The sequence below is a fragment of the Halorubrum rutilum genome (genome assembly GCF_042665015.1).
Classification (GTDB): domain Archaea; phylum Halobacteriota; class Halobacteria; order Halobacteriales; family Haloferacaceae; genus Halorubrum; species Halorubrum rutilum.
On the sequence record NZ_JBHTBL010000004.1, the window covers coordinates 156,968 to 170,778 of the forward strand.

Below are 13,811 nucleotides of genomic sequence, written 5' to 3' on the forward strand. Positions count from 1 at the left end.
GTTCCGCCTCGCGGCCGTCCGTCGGAGATCCCCGGTCGTTCGGCGGGCCCCTCCCGCCCTCAGGCCCCCCTCGCGTCGTCGAGCGTGCCCTCGGAGATGGTGTTGGGGAGCAGCTCGCCCAGCGTGTACTCGCTGGTCTCGCCGCCGCCCTCGTCGCAGACGACGACGAGGTCGTCGGCCGCGAACTCGGCGAGCGTCTGCCGGCACATCCCGCAGGGGGTGACGCCGTCGCGGACGCCGGAGGCGACGGCGATGCGGTCGAACTCGCGGTGGCCGTCCTTCACCGCCTCCGCGAGCGCGACCTCCTCGGCGTGGAGGCTGTTGGAGTAGTTCGCGTTCTCGATGTTACAGCCCGTGTAAACCGTGCCGTCGGCGGTCCGGAGCGCGGCGCCGACGCGGTACTCGGAGTACGGGACGTGCGCGTCGTCGAGCGCGTCGCGCGCGGCCTCGATCAGGTCCATACCCGGCCGTCGGTCGGCGGGGCGATAAGCGCCGGGGTCGCGGGGGCGGGTCGCGCGCCGGGTCCCACTCGGCCTCAGCGTCCGGTGTCGTACTTGTACGTGGCCGACTCGGGATCGATCCCGAAGTCCTCCGGCGACTCCGTCGTCTCCTCTTCGGCGGCCGCCGCCGGCTCGGCCTCCTTGAACGCCTCGCGGAACCGGTCGGGCATCTCGAACTCGTCGACCGGGAGCCGCAGGCCGACGACGCCCCCGCCGAGGAACTCGCGCTTCTCGTCGAGCCGGTCGGAGAGCGCCGGCGGGAGCGCGTCGGTGTCGACCGCCTCGAAGCCGAACTGGGTCAGGTAGTCGGGCTGGTCGGTGAGCACGTACACCGTCTCGAACCCGTCCGCGGCCGCGGTGTCGACGAGGCGCTCGACCACGTGCGCGCCGACGCCCCGGCCGCGCCACTCGGGGAGCACGCCGATCCCGGTGAGCTCGATCCGGTTCTCCTCGCCCTCGTCGCCGCGGTGCAGGCGCAGCCGGCCGAACCCGGCCCGGTCGCCCGACTCCTGGTCGACCGCGATCACGTAGTCCCGTGACCGGAAGGCGACGTCGTCGAGCCCGAGCCGCTCGATCGCGTCCAGTAACCACGCCTCGTCACGGTTCTTGGCGTCGCGGACGTACATGTCCGCACGTACGCGGGCCGACGTAAAAACGGTTCCCTGGGTCGCGCGGCCTCGACACGGGGAACTATACGCCGGTCGGCCGGATCGGAGCCATGGCACTCGCGGCCCCCGACCTCGCCGGCTCGACGGCCTTTATCACCGGAGCCACTCGCGGCATCGGCAAGCGGATCGCGCTCGCTCTCGCCGATCACGGCTGTAACGTCGTCTCGACGGGTAAGACGACGGACGCCGACGACTCCGAGCTGGAGGGGTCGGTCGAGCAGACGGCCCGCGAGGTGCGCGAGCGCGGGCCGGAGGCGCTCGCGCTCGAACTCGACCTCCGGGACGAGGACCGCGTCGAGGCCGTCGTCGAGGAGTCGATCGACCGGTTCGGCGAGGTCGACGTCGTGATCAACAACGCGAGCGCGATCCAGCTGGCGGATATCGCCGACCTGCCGGCCGACCGCTTCGACCTCCTGACCGACGTGAACGTCCGGGGGACCCACCTCGTCGCGCACGCGTTCGCCGACCACCTCGCGGGCCTCGACGGGGCGTGGCTGCTGACGAACGCGCCCCCGGTCACGACCGACCGGTCGCCGGGGAAGGCGCCGTACGCGTGGTCGAAGCTCGGGATGTCGTTCGTCACGCTCTCGCTCGCCGAGGAGCTGGCCGGCGACGACGTGGGCTGTAACACCTTCTGGCCGGTGACGACGATCGACACCCGCGCGACGCGCTACTTCGGGCTCGGGACCGAGGACGACTGGCGCACCCCCGAGGTCGTCTCCGACGCGGTGCTCGAAATCCTCGCTCGCGATCCGGCGGAGTGTACGGGTAACAGCTTCTACGACGAGGAGCTGCTCCGCGAGGCGGGCGTCACCGACTTCTCCGGGTACAACCTCACCGAGGGCGACCCGGCGCCGATGTCGGCGCGGCTGTTCGACCCGGAGTTCGAACGGCGGCCCTGATCCCCGGCGGCCCTGATTCTCGGCGGCGCTCGCCGGCGAGGAGTGCCGTCGGCGATGAGGAGACCGGACGGCGTCGACCGCGGCTCAGATCCCCTGTCCCATCAGGTGGCTGCGGAGCACGTCCGGCGTCTTGAGCCCGGCGTCGCTGTTGATCAGGACGACCGTCTCCGTTCCGTCGAAGAACCCCTCCTCCTTGAGCGCCCACGCGCCGGCCGGAGCAGCGCCGCCGGTGGCGCCCATCTCCATCACCTCGTTCTGCGCGACGGCGACCGCGCTCGCGAGCACGTCCTCGTCCTCGACGCCCACGGCGGTCCCCCCGCTCTCCGCGACCGCCTCGACCGCGGCCGCGCCCCCCGCGGGGTCGGCGATCTCCAGTTCGCCGCAGATCGTGTCCGGCGTCTCCCACGGCTCCGGCTCGTCGAGGCCGCGCTCGACCGCCGCCGCGATCGGCGCGCAGCCCGCCGCCTGCGCGGCGACGATCCGCGGGACCGCGCCGATCGCGCCGACCCGCTCCAGCTCGGTGAACCCCTTGTGAACGCCGGCGATCACCTCGCCGGACCCGGTCGGGACGACGACGACGTCTGGGGCCTCGCCGAGGTCGGCGACGAGCTCGAACGCGAGCGTCTTCACGCCGTCGTGGCGGTACGGCGTCGCGAACTCGCCGAGGTCGGTGTACTCTGTCTCCAGCTGCTCGTCGACCGCCGCGGCCGCGTCCGGGAACCGTCCGCCGACCACGCGCATGTCCCCGCCGTGGACGTTCGTCATCGCCTTGTTCGAGAAGGCGCACCGGGAGGGCACGAACGCGTACGAGCGCAGGTCGGCCCGCCCCGCGTACGCCGCCATCGACTGCCCGGCGTTGCCCGGGCTCGCGCACGCGAGCGGCTCGACGTCGGCACCCTCAGACGCCCGCGCCGCGACCGCGGTGAGCGCGACCGAGAGCCCGCGGTCGAGCACCGTTCCGGTGGGATTCCGTCCCTCATCTTTGACATACACCGACTCTACGCCGAGCACGTCCGCGAGCCGCTCCGTCGGGACCAGCGGCGTGGCGCCCTCGCCCGCCGAGAGCGCCGTCCCGGCCGGGAACGGGAGCAGCGCGTCGAAGCGCCAGTGGCCGCGGCCCGCCCCCGCCGGTCCGTCGCGCGGCCCCGCCAGCAGCGCCTCCGGGTCGACCGCGTCGTAGTCGTAGGCGGGGTCGAGCCCCCGCGCCTGTTCCTCGGCCGACACCGCCGTCGGGTCGGCCGTCTCGTGGACGCGCCCCGACGCGCGACTCTCCAGCCCGCGGAACGCCGTCGTCGTCTCCGTCGACTCCATACGAACCCTTGCGGCGGCGGCGACTAATCGCTTCTCACTCCCGGATGCGGTGGCGCGCCGGTGAGCGGTCGCCATCGGCGACCGCGAACCGTCCGCGAGGGAGTCAGTCGCCGGAGCGAAGCGGAGGCGACTGACGAGGGTGGGGAGGTGTGAGGCTGCGGTGCCGCGCTGCGCGGGGTGGGACTCGAAGGGGCAGCCGCGGGGAGGCCGTAGGCGACGCCAAGCACCGCAGCGAAGGTACGGAGTGACCGAGCGAGGAGCGCAGCGAGCGTACGGCCTCCCCGCGGCTGGGGCTTCGGGCTGGTCACCGCGACGGACCCGACTCGCAGGCGCTTATAAACCCACAACTCGATACCTCACGTATGACCGGAGACGTCACCGTCGTCGGCGGCGGGCTCGCGGGGCTCGTCGCGGCGAGCCGGCTGGCCGAGGCGGGCGCGGACGTGACGCTGTACGAGCGACGCCCCGAAGTCGGCGGGCGCGTGCGGAGCGAGACGGTCGACGGCTTCACGCTCGACCGCGGCTTCCAGGTGCTGTTCACGAGCTACCCGGCGGTCGAGCGCGAGCTCGACGCCGGCGAGCTCGACACCGGCGAGCTCGACGCCGGCGGGCTCGACGCCGACGGCCTCGACCTCCGGACGTTCGCGCCGGGCGCGACCATCTGCCGGCCGGGGTCGCGCTCGACGCTCTCGGACCCGCTTCGCGACCCTCGCGGCGCGATCCCCTCGCTCCTGAACGACGAGGTGTCGTTCTCCGACAAGCTCCGGACGCTCGCGCTGCGGTACGACCTCTCGAAGCGCGACGAGGACGACTTCTTCGCCGGACGGGACGCCCCGATCCGCGAGTACCTGCGGGACTGGGGGTTCGCCGACGACTACGTCGAGCACTTCGTGGAGCCGTTCTACGGCGGGATCACGCTCGACCGGAGCCTCGCGACCTCGAAGGCGGTGTTCGAGTACACGTTCCGCGCGATGAGCCGCGGCGGCATCGGCGTCCCCGCCGAGGGGATGGCCGCGATCCCCGAGGCGCTCGCCGCCCGCGCCCGGGAGGCCGGCGTCGACATCGAGACGGGCGAGGACGTGGAGTCGGTTCGAATCGCGAGACAAGGGCGGATCCCGTTCCGGACCGGGAGCGGCGACGCCGAGGGCGCCACCGTCGAACTCGCCGACGGTTCGACGCGCGAGGCCGACGCGGTCGTCGTCGCGGCGACCCCGCCCGAGGCCCGGCGCCTCACGGGCGTCGGGTCGATCCCGACCGAGGGCGTGCCGAACGTCACCGGCTGGTACGCGCTCCCCGCCGGGGAGTCGTTCGAGACCGGCGGGCGGATACTGCTCAACGCCGCGACCGAGTCGCCGAACGCCGTGGTCCCGATGTCCGAGGTCGCGCCCGAGTACGCCCCCGACGACCGTGCGCTGCTCGCGGCGACGTTCCTCGGCGAGGGGTCGCTGGACCGCCCCGCCGACGCGCTCCGCGACGACGTCCGCGACGCGCTGGAAGCGTGGTTCCCCGAGCGCGCCTTCGAGGGACTGGAGACGCTCGACGTCCACCGGCTCCGGTTCGCGCAGTTCGCGCAGCCGCCGGGCGTCCACGCCGACCTCCCGGACCCGGACGACCCCGAGGGACCCGTCGTCCTCGCCGGCGACTACACGGAGTGGTCGTCGATCCAGGGCGCGCTGGAGAGCGGCAGGCGGGCGGCCGCCGCGGCCGGTGAGCACCTGTAGCCGCCGCGGGACGCTCCCCGAGCGCCCCTACTCCTCCCGCCGGAACGACGCCTCCCCGTGCTCGTCGACCGCCGCGAGCAGCTCGTCGCGTTGGCGCCGAATTTCGGGCGGGAGCTCGGCGTACGCGTGGTCGAACATGTCGCTCGGGTCGGCCTCGACCGACTCCGCGACGTCGATCGCGTCGGCGACGACCTCGTCCGCCGCGTCGTGGATCGCCGCGACCCCCTCGTCGTCGATCCGCCCGGTCTCCCGCAGGAAGCCCTCCATGCGGTCGAGCGGGTCGAGCGCGCGCCACGGGTCCACGTCGTCGGGGTCGCGGTAGGCGGTCGGGTCGTCGGCGGTGGTGTGCGCGCCGAACCGGTACTCGACGAACTCGACGAGGACCGGACGGGCGGTGTCACCGTCCGACGCGTCGCCCCGCGCCCGCTCGGCCGCCTCCCGCGTGACCGCGTAGCTCGCGAGGGGGTCCATCCCGTCGACGCGGACGCCCTCGAAGCCGTAGGCGGCCGCCTTCTCCGCGAAGGTGTCGCTCGCGGTCTGGCGCGACTCGGGGATCGAGATCGCCCAGCCGTTGTTGTGACAGCAGAAGAGGGTCGGCGTGTCGAAGACGCCGGCGAAGTTCATCGCCTCGTGGAAGTCGCCCTCGCTCGTCGCGCCGTCGCCGAAGTGCGCGGCGACCACGCGGTCCTCGTCTCGGTAGTCGAACGCCCAGGCGGCGCCGACCGCGTGCGGGAGGTGCGCCGCGATCCCGATGTTCAGCGGGAAGACGTTGCCGTCGGCGATCGCCTCGGTCCCGGACTCGTGGCCCATCCAGTAGGGGAGGTACGCCGAGAGCAGGTCGCGGACGACGACCGCGCCGTGTTCGCGGTACTGGTAGCTGATCAGGTCGCGGTCGGCGAGCGCGTGGGTCGACCCGACCGCCGACCCCTCCTGCCCGGCGCAGGGCGCGTACGTCCCGATCCGCCCCTGTCGCTGGAGGCTCACCGCGCGCTCGTCGAAGCGGCGCGTGGTGACCAGGTCGCGGTAGATCGCGCGGAACCGCTCGTCGGAGAGGTCCGGGACCGTCGCGTCCGGCAGGGGACCGCCGTCCGGCCCGAGCACCCTGAAGACGTCCGCGTCCGCGAGCGGATCGGTCGCGTCCTCGCGCCCGTGCGCGGCGGCGTCCGCCGGCGCGTTCGCGCCGGTACCGTTCTCGTCCATACGCGATCGGTGTGCGCGCCGATCACAAGGAGTTAGCGGTCGCGGCGGCCGCCGACCGCTCCCGACTCCGGCGACGGACGAACGCGAAGGGGAGCCCGACGAGGACGCCCGCGACGGCGACCGCGCCGAACACGAACCCGACGAGCAGCGGGACGGGACCGGCGGTCAGCATCTCGACGCTCCAGACGGACGCGAACCGAGCGGTCCAGAAGCCCCCGGTGACGAGCGCGCTGACCAGCCCGAACGCGGCCCCGCGGAGGTACGTGACGGTCCCCGGCCGCTCGACGAGCGCCCACCAGACGCTCGCGCCGGCGACGAGCGCCGGGGCCGCGAGGAGCGGCATCGCGAAGGCGGTCGGGAGCCCGATCACCTCCGCGAACAGGCCGAGCGCGCTGGAGAGCAGGACCGCCGTGAGGGTCGCACAGCCGAACGCGTAGCCGCCGGCGAGCAGCGCCCACCGCTGCGACGACGAGAGCCTCGACTCGGATCCGAGCGAATCGCCCATACCCGGGGCTCGCGGGCCGGGGGGAAAGCGTTTGGCGTGGGTGAAACGCGGATTTGAGCTATCGGATCACGGCGTGATCACGGCGCGCCCGTCGATCTCGCGGTGTTCGAGCTTCTCCGCGACCGTGTTCACGTCGCCGAGGTCGTACCGGCTGGTGTGGAGGTCGACGTCGCCCTGCTCGACGAGCGCGACGAGCTCCTGGAGCTCCGCGTACCGGCCGACGATGTTGCCGACGAAGGAGAACTCGCCGTTCACCAGCGCCTGCGCCGGCTCGTGGACGTGGCCGCCGTAGCCGATGATGTGGTGGTCGCCGCCGGCGGCGGTGATGTCGGGCGCGTACGCGGTCGTGACGTCCTCGCCGACGAAGTCGAGGACCTGCGCGGCCCCCGTCCCGTCGGTGATCCCCTCGATCTCGGCCGGGACGTCCGCCTCCGAGGGGTTGATCAGGTGGTCGGCGCCGTAGCCGTCGGCCAGGTCGAGCGCGGACTCCTTCAGGTCGACCGCGGTGATCCGGGCCGCGCTCATCGCGTCGAGGCACTGCAGGCCGATGTGGCCCAGCCCCCCGACGCCGATGACGACCGCGTGGTCGCCGGGGTTCAGGTCGGCGACCGCCTTCTTCGCGGCGTGGTACGCCGTGATCCCGGCGTCGGCGTGGGGCGCGATGTCGATCGGTTCGACGCCGGACGGCAGCGGGATCACCGAGCGCTCGCCCGTGTGGAGGTACTCGGCGAAGCCGCCGTCGACGGTGAGCCCGTTGAACGCGTCGTTCTCGCAGTACATCGTCTCGCCGAGCCGGCAGGGCCGGCAGGTGCCGCAGGTCTGGACCGGGTGGCAGATCACGGGGTCGCCCTCCGAGACGATCTCGACGTCCTCGCCCGTCTCGACGACGGTGCCGGCGTTCTCGTGGCCCAGCGTCATCGGGAGGTCCTGCGGGACGTACTCCTCCCACATCCCCTCGATGATGTGATTGTCCGTCTGACACCACCCCGCGCCCTCGACCTCGACGATCACGTCGCTCGCGCCCGTCGCGTGCGGTCGGTCTACCTCGTCGATCGTCAGCCCCTCGCTCATGTCGTCGGTGTACTCGTGGAGTCTGGCGGCTTGCATGTGACGTATTGTCTCACAGCCTCCGTCATAAACGTTCGTTATGGTACCGGCGATCCGTCCCGTCGAGTGGTTCCGAGCGTCGACGACTCGTCTCGTCGAGTGGTTCCGGGCGTCAACGACTCGTCCCGTCGCGGAGGGTTCCGCGCGCCCGTCTGACCCGGAGACGGTACGACTTTCACTCGGCACCGAATTGTATCCCACATGGCTGGCCACGGGACACGGGTCGGATTCGTCTGCGACGGTGCGCCGTCGGACGAACAGCGGGCGGCGTTGGCGTGGTTAGAGGAGCGGCCGGTCGACGCCGTGCGGGTTCCCCTCGCCGAGGTCGGCGAGGCGACGGACGGCTGCGACGTGTTGTGGTGGCACCGCGACGCGCCGCTCGGAGACGACCCCCTCTCGACGCGCTCGACGGACGCCGTCGACGCCTTCCTCGACGACGGCGGGGGGCTGCTGCTCACCCTTCGGGCGATGGCCGCCGTCGACGACCTCGGGATCGACCCGGTGGCCCCGGACGCCGTCGGCGTCGAGAGCGTCGCCGAGCCGACGGGCGTGCTCTGGCGGACGCTGTACGGCGACCACCGAGCGATCGCGGCGTTCGACTCGATCCGCGTTCCGACCTGCGACCGCGGGGCGGTCCCGACGGCCCGCTACGAGGCCGTCGTCCCCGCGCGCGGCGAGGTGCTCGCGTCGACCCTCCGCGGCGACCGGGACGTGCCGAACGAGATGACGGTCGTCTCGTGGGACCGCGGCGGCGGCGTCGTCGGCGTCGGCGCGCCGCTGGCGTTCGACGAGCCCGCCGACCCGTCCGTCGCCGACGCGCGCTCGGAGCTGGTCTCCGGGTGCCTGTCCGCGGTCGCCGCCGGCGACCAGCCCGGTCGCCCGAAGACGGCCGACGAGCTGACGGCGATGCGCCGGGCGTTCGCCGACGACTCCGCGCGGCCGCGCTATCACTTCACGCCGCCGGCGAACTGGCTGAACGACCCGAACGGCCTGATCCGCTGGGACGGGCGGTACCACCTGTTCTACCAGTACAACCCCGCGGGGCCGTTTCACAACGCCATCCACTGGGGCCACGCCGTCAGCGACGACCTGCTTCACTGGAGCGACGAGCCGATCGCGCTCGCGCCGTCGCCGGACGGCCCCGACCGGCACGGGTGTTGGTCGGGGTGCGCGGTCGACGACGGCGGGACGCCGACGGTCCTCTACACCGGCGGCGACGGGCGGTGGCAGCTCCCGTGTCTCGCGACGAGCGCGGACCCTGACCTCTCGGAGTGGGACAAGGACCCGGGCAACCCCGTCATCGAGGAGCCGCCGTCCGACCTCGACCTCCTCTCCACCGAGGACTGGGAGATCGAGTTCCGCGACCACGCGGTCTGGAGGGACGGCGACAGGTGGTACCAGCTCATCGGGAGCGGGATCGCCGACCGGGGCGGCACGGCCCTCCTGTACGCGTCGCCGGACCTCCGCGAGTGGACGTACGAGGGGCCGCTGCTGACCGGCGACGACGGCCACGGGGCCGTCTGGGAGTGTCCCGAGCTGCTGGACCTCGGCGATCGCTCGCTCCTTCACGTCTCCAACTACGAGGACGTCGTCTACTTCCTCGGGACGGTCGCGGACGGGGAGTTCGACGTCGCCCACCGCGGACTGCTCGACCACGGCGACTTCTACGCCCCGCAGTCGCTCCGGGACGGTGACCGACACCTGACGTGGGGGTGGCTCCCGGAGACGCGCGACGCGAGCGCGCAGTGGGAGTCCGGCTGGTCCGGGGCGCTCTCGCTCCCGCGGGTGCTCTCGCTCGGCGACGACGGCCGGCTCCGGCAGCGACCCGCGGCCGAGGTGGACCGGCTCCGGCGGCGCGATCTGCCCGCCGCGGTCCCGCCGGTCGTCGACGACGACCGCCACGCGCTGGAGGCGAGCGGCCGGACGCTGGAGGTCGAACTGGAGGTGTCGCTGGAGGACGCCTCGGCGTTCGAGCTCTCGGTGTTCGAGTCCGCGGACCGCGACGAGCGGACGGCGATCCGCTACACGCGGGAGAACGAGCTGACGGTCGACCGCGCGGCGTCGAGCCGGAAGGGAATCGGCGCGAGCGACGCACAACGGATGCCCGTGACGCCGTACGACGAGCCGCTGTCGCTCCGCGCGTTCCTCGACGGGTCGGTGATCGAGCTGTTCGCGAACGACCGGCACTGCCTCACGAGCCGGGTGTACCCCGACGCGGACAGCACGGGGCTGTCGGTGAGGGCCGAGGGGGGGCGGGCGACCGTCTCCGCCCTCAAGATCCGGGAGCTCGAACCCGCGATCACGCCGCCGACGCGACCCGCCTCGGCGGGGACCGACGCGGAGCCTCAGTAGCCGTTCCGCGGGTACCTGCCGGTGCGGTGTCGGTCCATCCGGGTGTCGGGGCGGTCCACGTACCCCTCGTCCGGGTCGACGTCGTCCGGCGGTCGATACCCGTCGGTGGCCGGGAGCTCCTCGCGCGCCGTGGGAATGTGCCAGTGGGCGAGCGTGCCGTGGATGCGCGTCCGGTCGTCGCCGACATCGAGCCTGAGCGTCGGACTCAGCGTGCCGCCGAACCGGCGTCGCTGTTCGGCCTCCGAGAGGTCCGCGATCCCGTCGAGCGACTCGCCGGCGAACTCGCGGTAGTTGTAGAAGCTCTGCACGAGCACCTCGTCGCGGTATGGGAACGCCATCCACGAGTACGCCTGGAAGGGGACTCCCGCCGGGTTGGCCACGACCAGCCCGGACCCGTTCAGCGGTTCGTACTCCCCGCGGAGCGAGTCGGCGACGAACCCGTAGAGGCCGTCGAAGCCGCGGAGCCCGGGCGCGAACGTGTGCATGTGGCTCGAAAAGAAGAGGTAGTATCGGTCGTCGCGGGCGACGACGTGGGGGCGTTCGAGCTCCTGGTTGACGCAGACGCCGTCGAGGAGGGGCGGTTCGAGCTCCCAGTCGAGGGGGTCGCCGCTCCGCGACGCCGCGACGCCGACGCTCCCGTTGAACTCCTGTTGGGCCTCGTCGCCGCCGCATCGCCCGCTGTCGGTCGGGACCGGCGTGTTCGCCTCGAACAGCAGGGTCGTCTCGCCGGTGTTCGGATCCTCGAAGAACCAGGGGTCGCGGAAGGTGTAGATCATCCCCCGCGACTGGTCCTCGCTCTCGTACCACTCCCCGTCCGGTTCGAGGAGGACCTCGTGGGTCCAGGGGCCCTCGCTCCGCACGCCGTCGTCGTCGGCCGCGAACCGGCCGCCGTGCCCGACGGCGATGCGCTGGTTGTAGTTCAGCTCCTCGGCCGACTCGTCGCCGGCGGCGGTGTAGTAGAGGTAGAGGTCGCCGTCGTCGTACAGCGCGGAGCCGGCCCACTGGCGCTGCCCGAGCGCGTCGGCGTCGAAGACGGGCTCGCCGCCGTGCCACTCGGTCCCGTTCCGGGAGTAGAAGAACCGGATCTCGGCGACGTCGTGACGCTTCCCGGGCAGCAGTTCCTCCGGGGCGGTCAGCGAGAAGAGCACCCGCCAGCCGTCGACCTCGGCGATCTCCCCGTGGCGGTCCCGAAGCAGCCACGTGTCCCAGATGTGGAGGTCCGCGGCGGGGTCCTCCGCGGGCGGTTCGATGACCGGCGCGACGGTCTCTGGCGTGCGCTCGATCCGCGCGGCCTGCGACCGCGTCCACCGCGGCGGCCGCCAGCCCTCCGCGTCGCGCCGGGCGCCGGCGTCGTTCTCAGTCATTTCGGTTACGGCCCCGTCCGTGGCAGGTTCACTTATTGGTCCCGGTCCGAGCTCCGCCGCGCCGCGTCCCCGCCCCTCTGCACGGTCGTCCGAGGGCGAGACCCCGTCCCCGCCCGTTCCGCCCGACGCGGGCTGCTCCGCCACGGTCGGGGGCGCCCGGCCGGCTCAGTCGAAGGTGTACAGCCGGACCTCGCAGTCCGGACAGGCGAGCGTCGGAGACGGCTCCTCGCCGGGACCGGTGTGACCGCCGCAACACGACATGTCCGTTCCCCGCTCCAGCGCGGCGCCGCAGTCGGGGCAGTCGTCGAGCAGCATCCGGTTCGTCCGGGCGGCCGCCAACCGGGTCCCGTCGTCCGAGAGGAACGACCCGGTCGCGCGGTAGCCGGCGACCTCGGCGATCGCCACCGGACGGGAGAGCCAGGTCTCGTCCACGACGCCGCCGCCCTCGGGCGAGAGCGCGACCCACTCGCCGTCGACCGCCCTCCCCTCGGCCGCCGGCGAGGCGTCGAGCGCGGCGCGGGCCAGCTCCGCCGTGGTCCGCTCCCGCAGCTCGTCCATCTCCGCGCGCCACCGCTCGTCGAACGCCGCGGTGGGGACGACGGTCCCGTCGTTTACTTCGAGGACGCCGCTCTCGACGAGGCGCGCGAGCAGGTCCTCGGGGTCGTCCGGACCGTCCGCGGTCCCGAGCGATCCCCCCTCGTTCGGAGGACTGCCCGTCCCCGCCGACGCCTCGTCGAACACCGCCGCTCCCCCGGGAAGCGCGGCGACGAGCGGCGGCGCGAACCGAGGCGTCCCCGGGACCAGATACCCCCGGAGCCAGACCAGCGCGAGGCCGCCTCCCGCGGCGGCGACGCCGACCAACGGGGCGACGGCAACGCCGAGTCCTCCGGCGCAGACGCCGACGAGCGCGACGTTCACGACCGTGCACGGCCAACAGCGGTTCTCGCCGGTGTGCTCGGGCCGGCGCAGTCGAGCCCCGAACGACGAACGCATCCCCGCGAGCTATCCGCCGTCGCGGTATCAACGTTGCGCCGGCGTCGCCTCCCGTCGGGGTCGTCGGAAGCGACGCTCTCCCGCGCGCCGGTCCAGCCGCGTGGTTTTTTTATCGCTCCCTCTGGTAGCGCGAGCGATGACCGACATGGAGTACACCACGCTCGGCGAGACGGGACTGGAGGTATCCCGGCTGGCGCTCGGGTGCATGAACTTCGGCACGGAGGAGCCGTGGATGATCCACGAGGAGTCGGAGTCGAGGGCGATCATCGACCGCGCGCTGGAGCTCGGGATCAACTTCCTCGACACGGCCAACGTCTACTCGCGCGGCGAGAGCGAGGAGATCGTCGGGCGGGCGATCGAGGGATACGACCGCTCGGAGCTGGTCGTCGCGACGAAGGTGTACCACCGGATGCGAGACGGACCGAACGGGCGCGGGCTCTCGCGGAAGCACGTCCTCGACCAGGCCGAGGCGTCGCTCGACCGGCTCGGGACCGACTACATCGACCTCTATCAGATCCACCGCTGGGACGACGACACGCCCGTCGAGGAGGTGCTCTCGGCGCTGGACCACCTCGTCGACGAGGGGCTGGTCCGCTACGTCGGGGCGAGCACGATGCCGGCGTGGAAGTTCGCCCGGGCGCTGTACGCCGCCGACGTCGAGAACCGCGAACGGTTCGTCTCGATGCAGCCGGAGTACAACGCCGTCGACAGGCACGAGGAGGCAAACGTGTTACCGGTGTGCGCCGCCGAGGGGATCGGCGTGCTCCCGTGGTCGCCGCTCGCGGGCGGCTTCTTGACGGGGAAGTACTCGCGGGACCAGCAGCCCGAGTCCGGGAGGGCGGCGACCGACGACTACACCGCGCGGCGGTTCACCGAGGAGAACTGGGCGGTGCTGGAGGCGGTCCGGGACATCGCCGACGCGAAGGGGGCGACGCCCGCGCAGGTGAGCCTCGCGTGGCTGCTGCACAAGGAGGTCGTCGACGCGCCCATCATCGGGCCGCGGAAGGCGGAGCACCTCGAAGAGAACGTCGGCGCGCTCGACGTCGAACTGACCGACGAGGAGCTGTCGCGGATCGAGGCCCCGATCACGCCGCGGTGGCCCGCCCCGGGAAAGGACTGATCCGAGGGGGATCGGCCCGGGAACGCGCGTCGATACCGCGTCCGACACCGGCCGATCGGCGGCGGGAA

At 72.7% G+C, this 13,811-nt stretch carries 12 protein-coding genes; 4 read left to right on the plus strand and 8 right to left on the minus strand.

The window, feature by feature from the left end:
- Nucleotides 1–59 precede the first annotated feature (59 nt).
- Together cdd and ACFQMF_RS05045 are read right to left on the minus strand one after the other, a co-directional pair.
- Nucleotides 60–461, minus strand: coding sequence for a cytidine deaminase (gene cdd, locus ACFQMF_RS05040; protein ID WP_256408652.1), 402 nt, complete (start codon nucleotides 459–461; stop codon nucleotides 60–62).
- A 74-nt stretch (nucleotides 462–535) separates the two neighbouring features.
- On the minus strand, nucleotides 536–1,126 hold the full coding sequence (locus tag ACFQMF_RS05045; RefSeq protein ID WP_256408651.1) for a GNAT family N-acetyltransferase: 591 nt from the start codon (nucleotides 1,124–1,126) through the stop codon (nucleotides 536–538).
- 92 nt (nucleotides 1,127–1,218) lie between these two features.
- Here ACFQMF_RS05045 and ACFQMF_RS05050 point away from each other — a divergent pair, with 92 nt between their 5' ends.
- On the plus strand, nucleotides 1,219–2,070 hold the full coding sequence (locus ACFQMF_RS05050) for an SDR family oxidoreductase (protein WP_256408650.1): 852 nt from the start codon (nucleotides 1,219–1,221) through the stop codon (nucleotides 2,068–2,070).
- Between the two features lie 84 nt (nucleotides 2,071–2,154).
- On the opposite strand, the gene ACFQMF_RS05055 is transcribed toward ACFQMF_RS05050, so the two are convergent.
- Nucleotides 2,155–3,381: a pyridoxal-phosphate dependent enzyme gene (locus ACFQMF_RS05055; RefSeq protein ID WP_256408649.1), complete on the minus strand. Its 1,227-nt coding sequence runs from the start codon at nucleotides 3,379–3,381 to the stop codon at nucleotides 2,155–2,157.
- A gap of 362 nt (nucleotides 3,382–3,743) precedes the next feature.
- Here ACFQMF_RS05055 and ACFQMF_RS05060 point away from each other — a divergent pair, with 362 nt between their 5' ends.
- The gene (locus ACFQMF_RS05060) at nucleotides 3,744–5,102 is read left to right on the plus strand and encodes an NAD(P)/FAD-dependent oxidoreductase (RefSeq protein WP_256408648.1); all 1,359 of its coding nucleotides are present in this window, start codon (nucleotides 3,744–3,746) and stop codon (nucleotides 5,100–5,102) included.
- A 27-nt stretch (nucleotides 5,103–5,129) separates the two neighbouring features.
- Here the strand turns inward: ACFQMF_RS05060 and ACFQMF_RS05065 are convergent, their stop codons facing one another.
- From ACFQMF_RS05065 to ACFQMF_RS05075, 3 genes are all read right to left on the minus strand, one after another.
- Complete coding sequence (locus tag ACFQMF_RS05065; RefSeq protein WP_256408647.1) at nucleotides 5,130–6,302, minus strand: thiamine pyrophosphate-dependent dehydrogenase E1 component subunit alpha; 1,173 nt, start codon at nucleotides 6,300–6,302, stop codon at nucleotides 5,130–5,132.
- Between the two features lie 22 nt (nucleotides 6,303–6,324).
- Nucleotides 6,325–6,807 carry a hypothetical protein gene (locus ACFQMF_RS05070; RefSeq protein ID WP_256408646.1) on the minus strand — a complete coding sequence of 161 codons (483 nt, stop codon included), beginning with the start codon at nucleotides 6,805–6,807 and terminating at the stop codon, nucleotides 6,325–6,327.
- Between the two features lie 66 nt (nucleotides 6,808–6,873).
- A complete protein-coding gene (locus ACFQMF_RS05075; RefSeq protein WP_256408645.1) occupies nucleotides 6,874–7,914 on the minus strand; it encodes an NAD(P)-dependent alcohol dehydrogenase in 1,041 nt (346 codons plus the stop codon).
- Nucleotides 7,915–8,115: 201 nt separating this feature from the next.
- Between ACFQMF_RS05075 and ACFQMF_RS05080 the strand changes: the two genes are divergently transcribed.
- Nucleotides 8,116–10,266, plus strand: coding sequence for a GH32 C-terminal domain-containing protein (locus tag ACFQMF_RS05080; RefSeq protein WP_256408644.1), 2,151 nt, complete (start codon nucleotides 8,116–8,118; stop codon nucleotides 10,264–10,266).
- On the opposite strand, the gene ACFQMF_RS05085 is transcribed toward ACFQMF_RS05080, so the two are convergent.
- Together ACFQMF_RS05085 and ACFQMF_RS05090 are read right to left on the minus strand one after the other, a co-directional pair.
- Entirely contained in the window at nucleotides 10,260–11,630 is a 1,371-nt protein-coding gene (locus tag ACFQMF_RS05085) for a glycoside hydrolase family 68 protein (protein WP_256408643.1), read from the minus strand. The genes ACFQMF_RS05080 and ACFQMF_RS05085 overlap by 7 nt on opposite strands.
- Before the next feature lie 165 nt (nucleotides 11,631–11,795).
- Nucleotides 11,796–12,623: a DUF8054 domain-containing protein gene (locus ACFQMF_RS05090; RefSeq protein ID WP_256408642.1), complete on the minus strand. Its 828-nt coding sequence runs from the start codon at nucleotides 12,621–12,623 to the stop codon at nucleotides 11,796–11,798.
- Nucleotides 12,624–12,768: 145 nt separating this feature from the next.
- On the opposite strand from ACFQMF_RS05090, the gene ACFQMF_RS05095 reads away from it, so the two are divergent.
- Nucleotides 12,769–13,743 carry an aldo/keto reductase gene (locus ACFQMF_RS05095; protein ID WP_256408906.1) on the plus strand — a complete coding sequence of 325 codons (975 nt, stop codon included), beginning with the start codon at nucleotides 12,769–12,771 and terminating at the stop codon, nucleotides 13,741–13,743.
- Nucleotides 13,744–13,811 lie beyond the last annotated feature (68 nt).

Bases quoted from the DNA above. Each gene is read 5' to 3' on its own strand.
- cdd (WP_256408652.1), bottom strand. From the start codon at position 461: ATGGACCTGATCGAGGCCGCGCGCGACGCGCTCGACGACGCGCACGTC.
- ACFQMF_RS05045 (WP_256408651.1), bottom strand. From the start codon at position 1,126: ATGTACGTCCGCGACGCCAAGAACCGTGACGAGGCGTGGTTACTGGAC.
- ACFQMF_RS05050 (WP_256408650.1), top strand. From the start codon at position 1,219: ATGGCACTCGCGGCCCCCGACCTCGCCGGCTCGACGGCCTTTATCACC.
- ACFQMF_RS05055 (WP_256408649.1), bottom strand. From the start codon at position 3,381: ATGGAGTCGACGGAGACGACGACGGCGTTCCGCGGGCTGGAGAGTCGC.
- ACFQMF_RS05060 (WP_256408648.1), top strand. From the start codon at position 3,744: ATGACCGGAGACGTCACCGTCGTCGGCGGCGGGCTCGCGGGGCTCGTC.
- ACFQMF_RS05065 (WP_256408647.1), bottom strand. From the start codon at position 6,302: ATGGACGAGAACGGTACCGGCGCGAACGCGCCGGCGGACGCCGCCGCG.
- ACFQMF_RS05070 (WP_256408646.1), bottom strand. From the start codon at position 6,807: ATGGGCGATTCGCTCGGATCCGAGTCGAGGCTCTCGTCGTCGCAGCGG.
- ACFQMF_RS05075 (WP_256408645.1), bottom strand. From the start codon at position 7,914: ATGCAAGCCGCCAGACTCCACGAGTACACCGACGACATGAGCGAGGGG.
- ACFQMF_RS05080 (WP_256408644.1), top strand. From the start codon at position 8,116: ATGGCTGGCCACGGGACACGGGTCGGATTCGTCTGCGACGGTGCGCCG.
- ACFQMF_RS05085 (WP_256408643.1), bottom strand. From the start codon at position 11,630: ATGACTGAGAACGACGCCGGCGCCCGGCGCGACGCGGAGGGCTGGCGG.
- ACFQMF_RS05090 (WP_256408642.1), bottom strand. From the start codon at position 12,623: ATGCGTTCGTCGTTCGGGGCTCGACTGCGCCGGCCCGAGCACACCGGC.
- ACFQMF_RS05095 (WP_256408906.1), top strand. From the start codon at position 12,769: ATGGAGTACACCACGCTCGGCGAGACGGGACTGGAGGTATCCCGGCTG.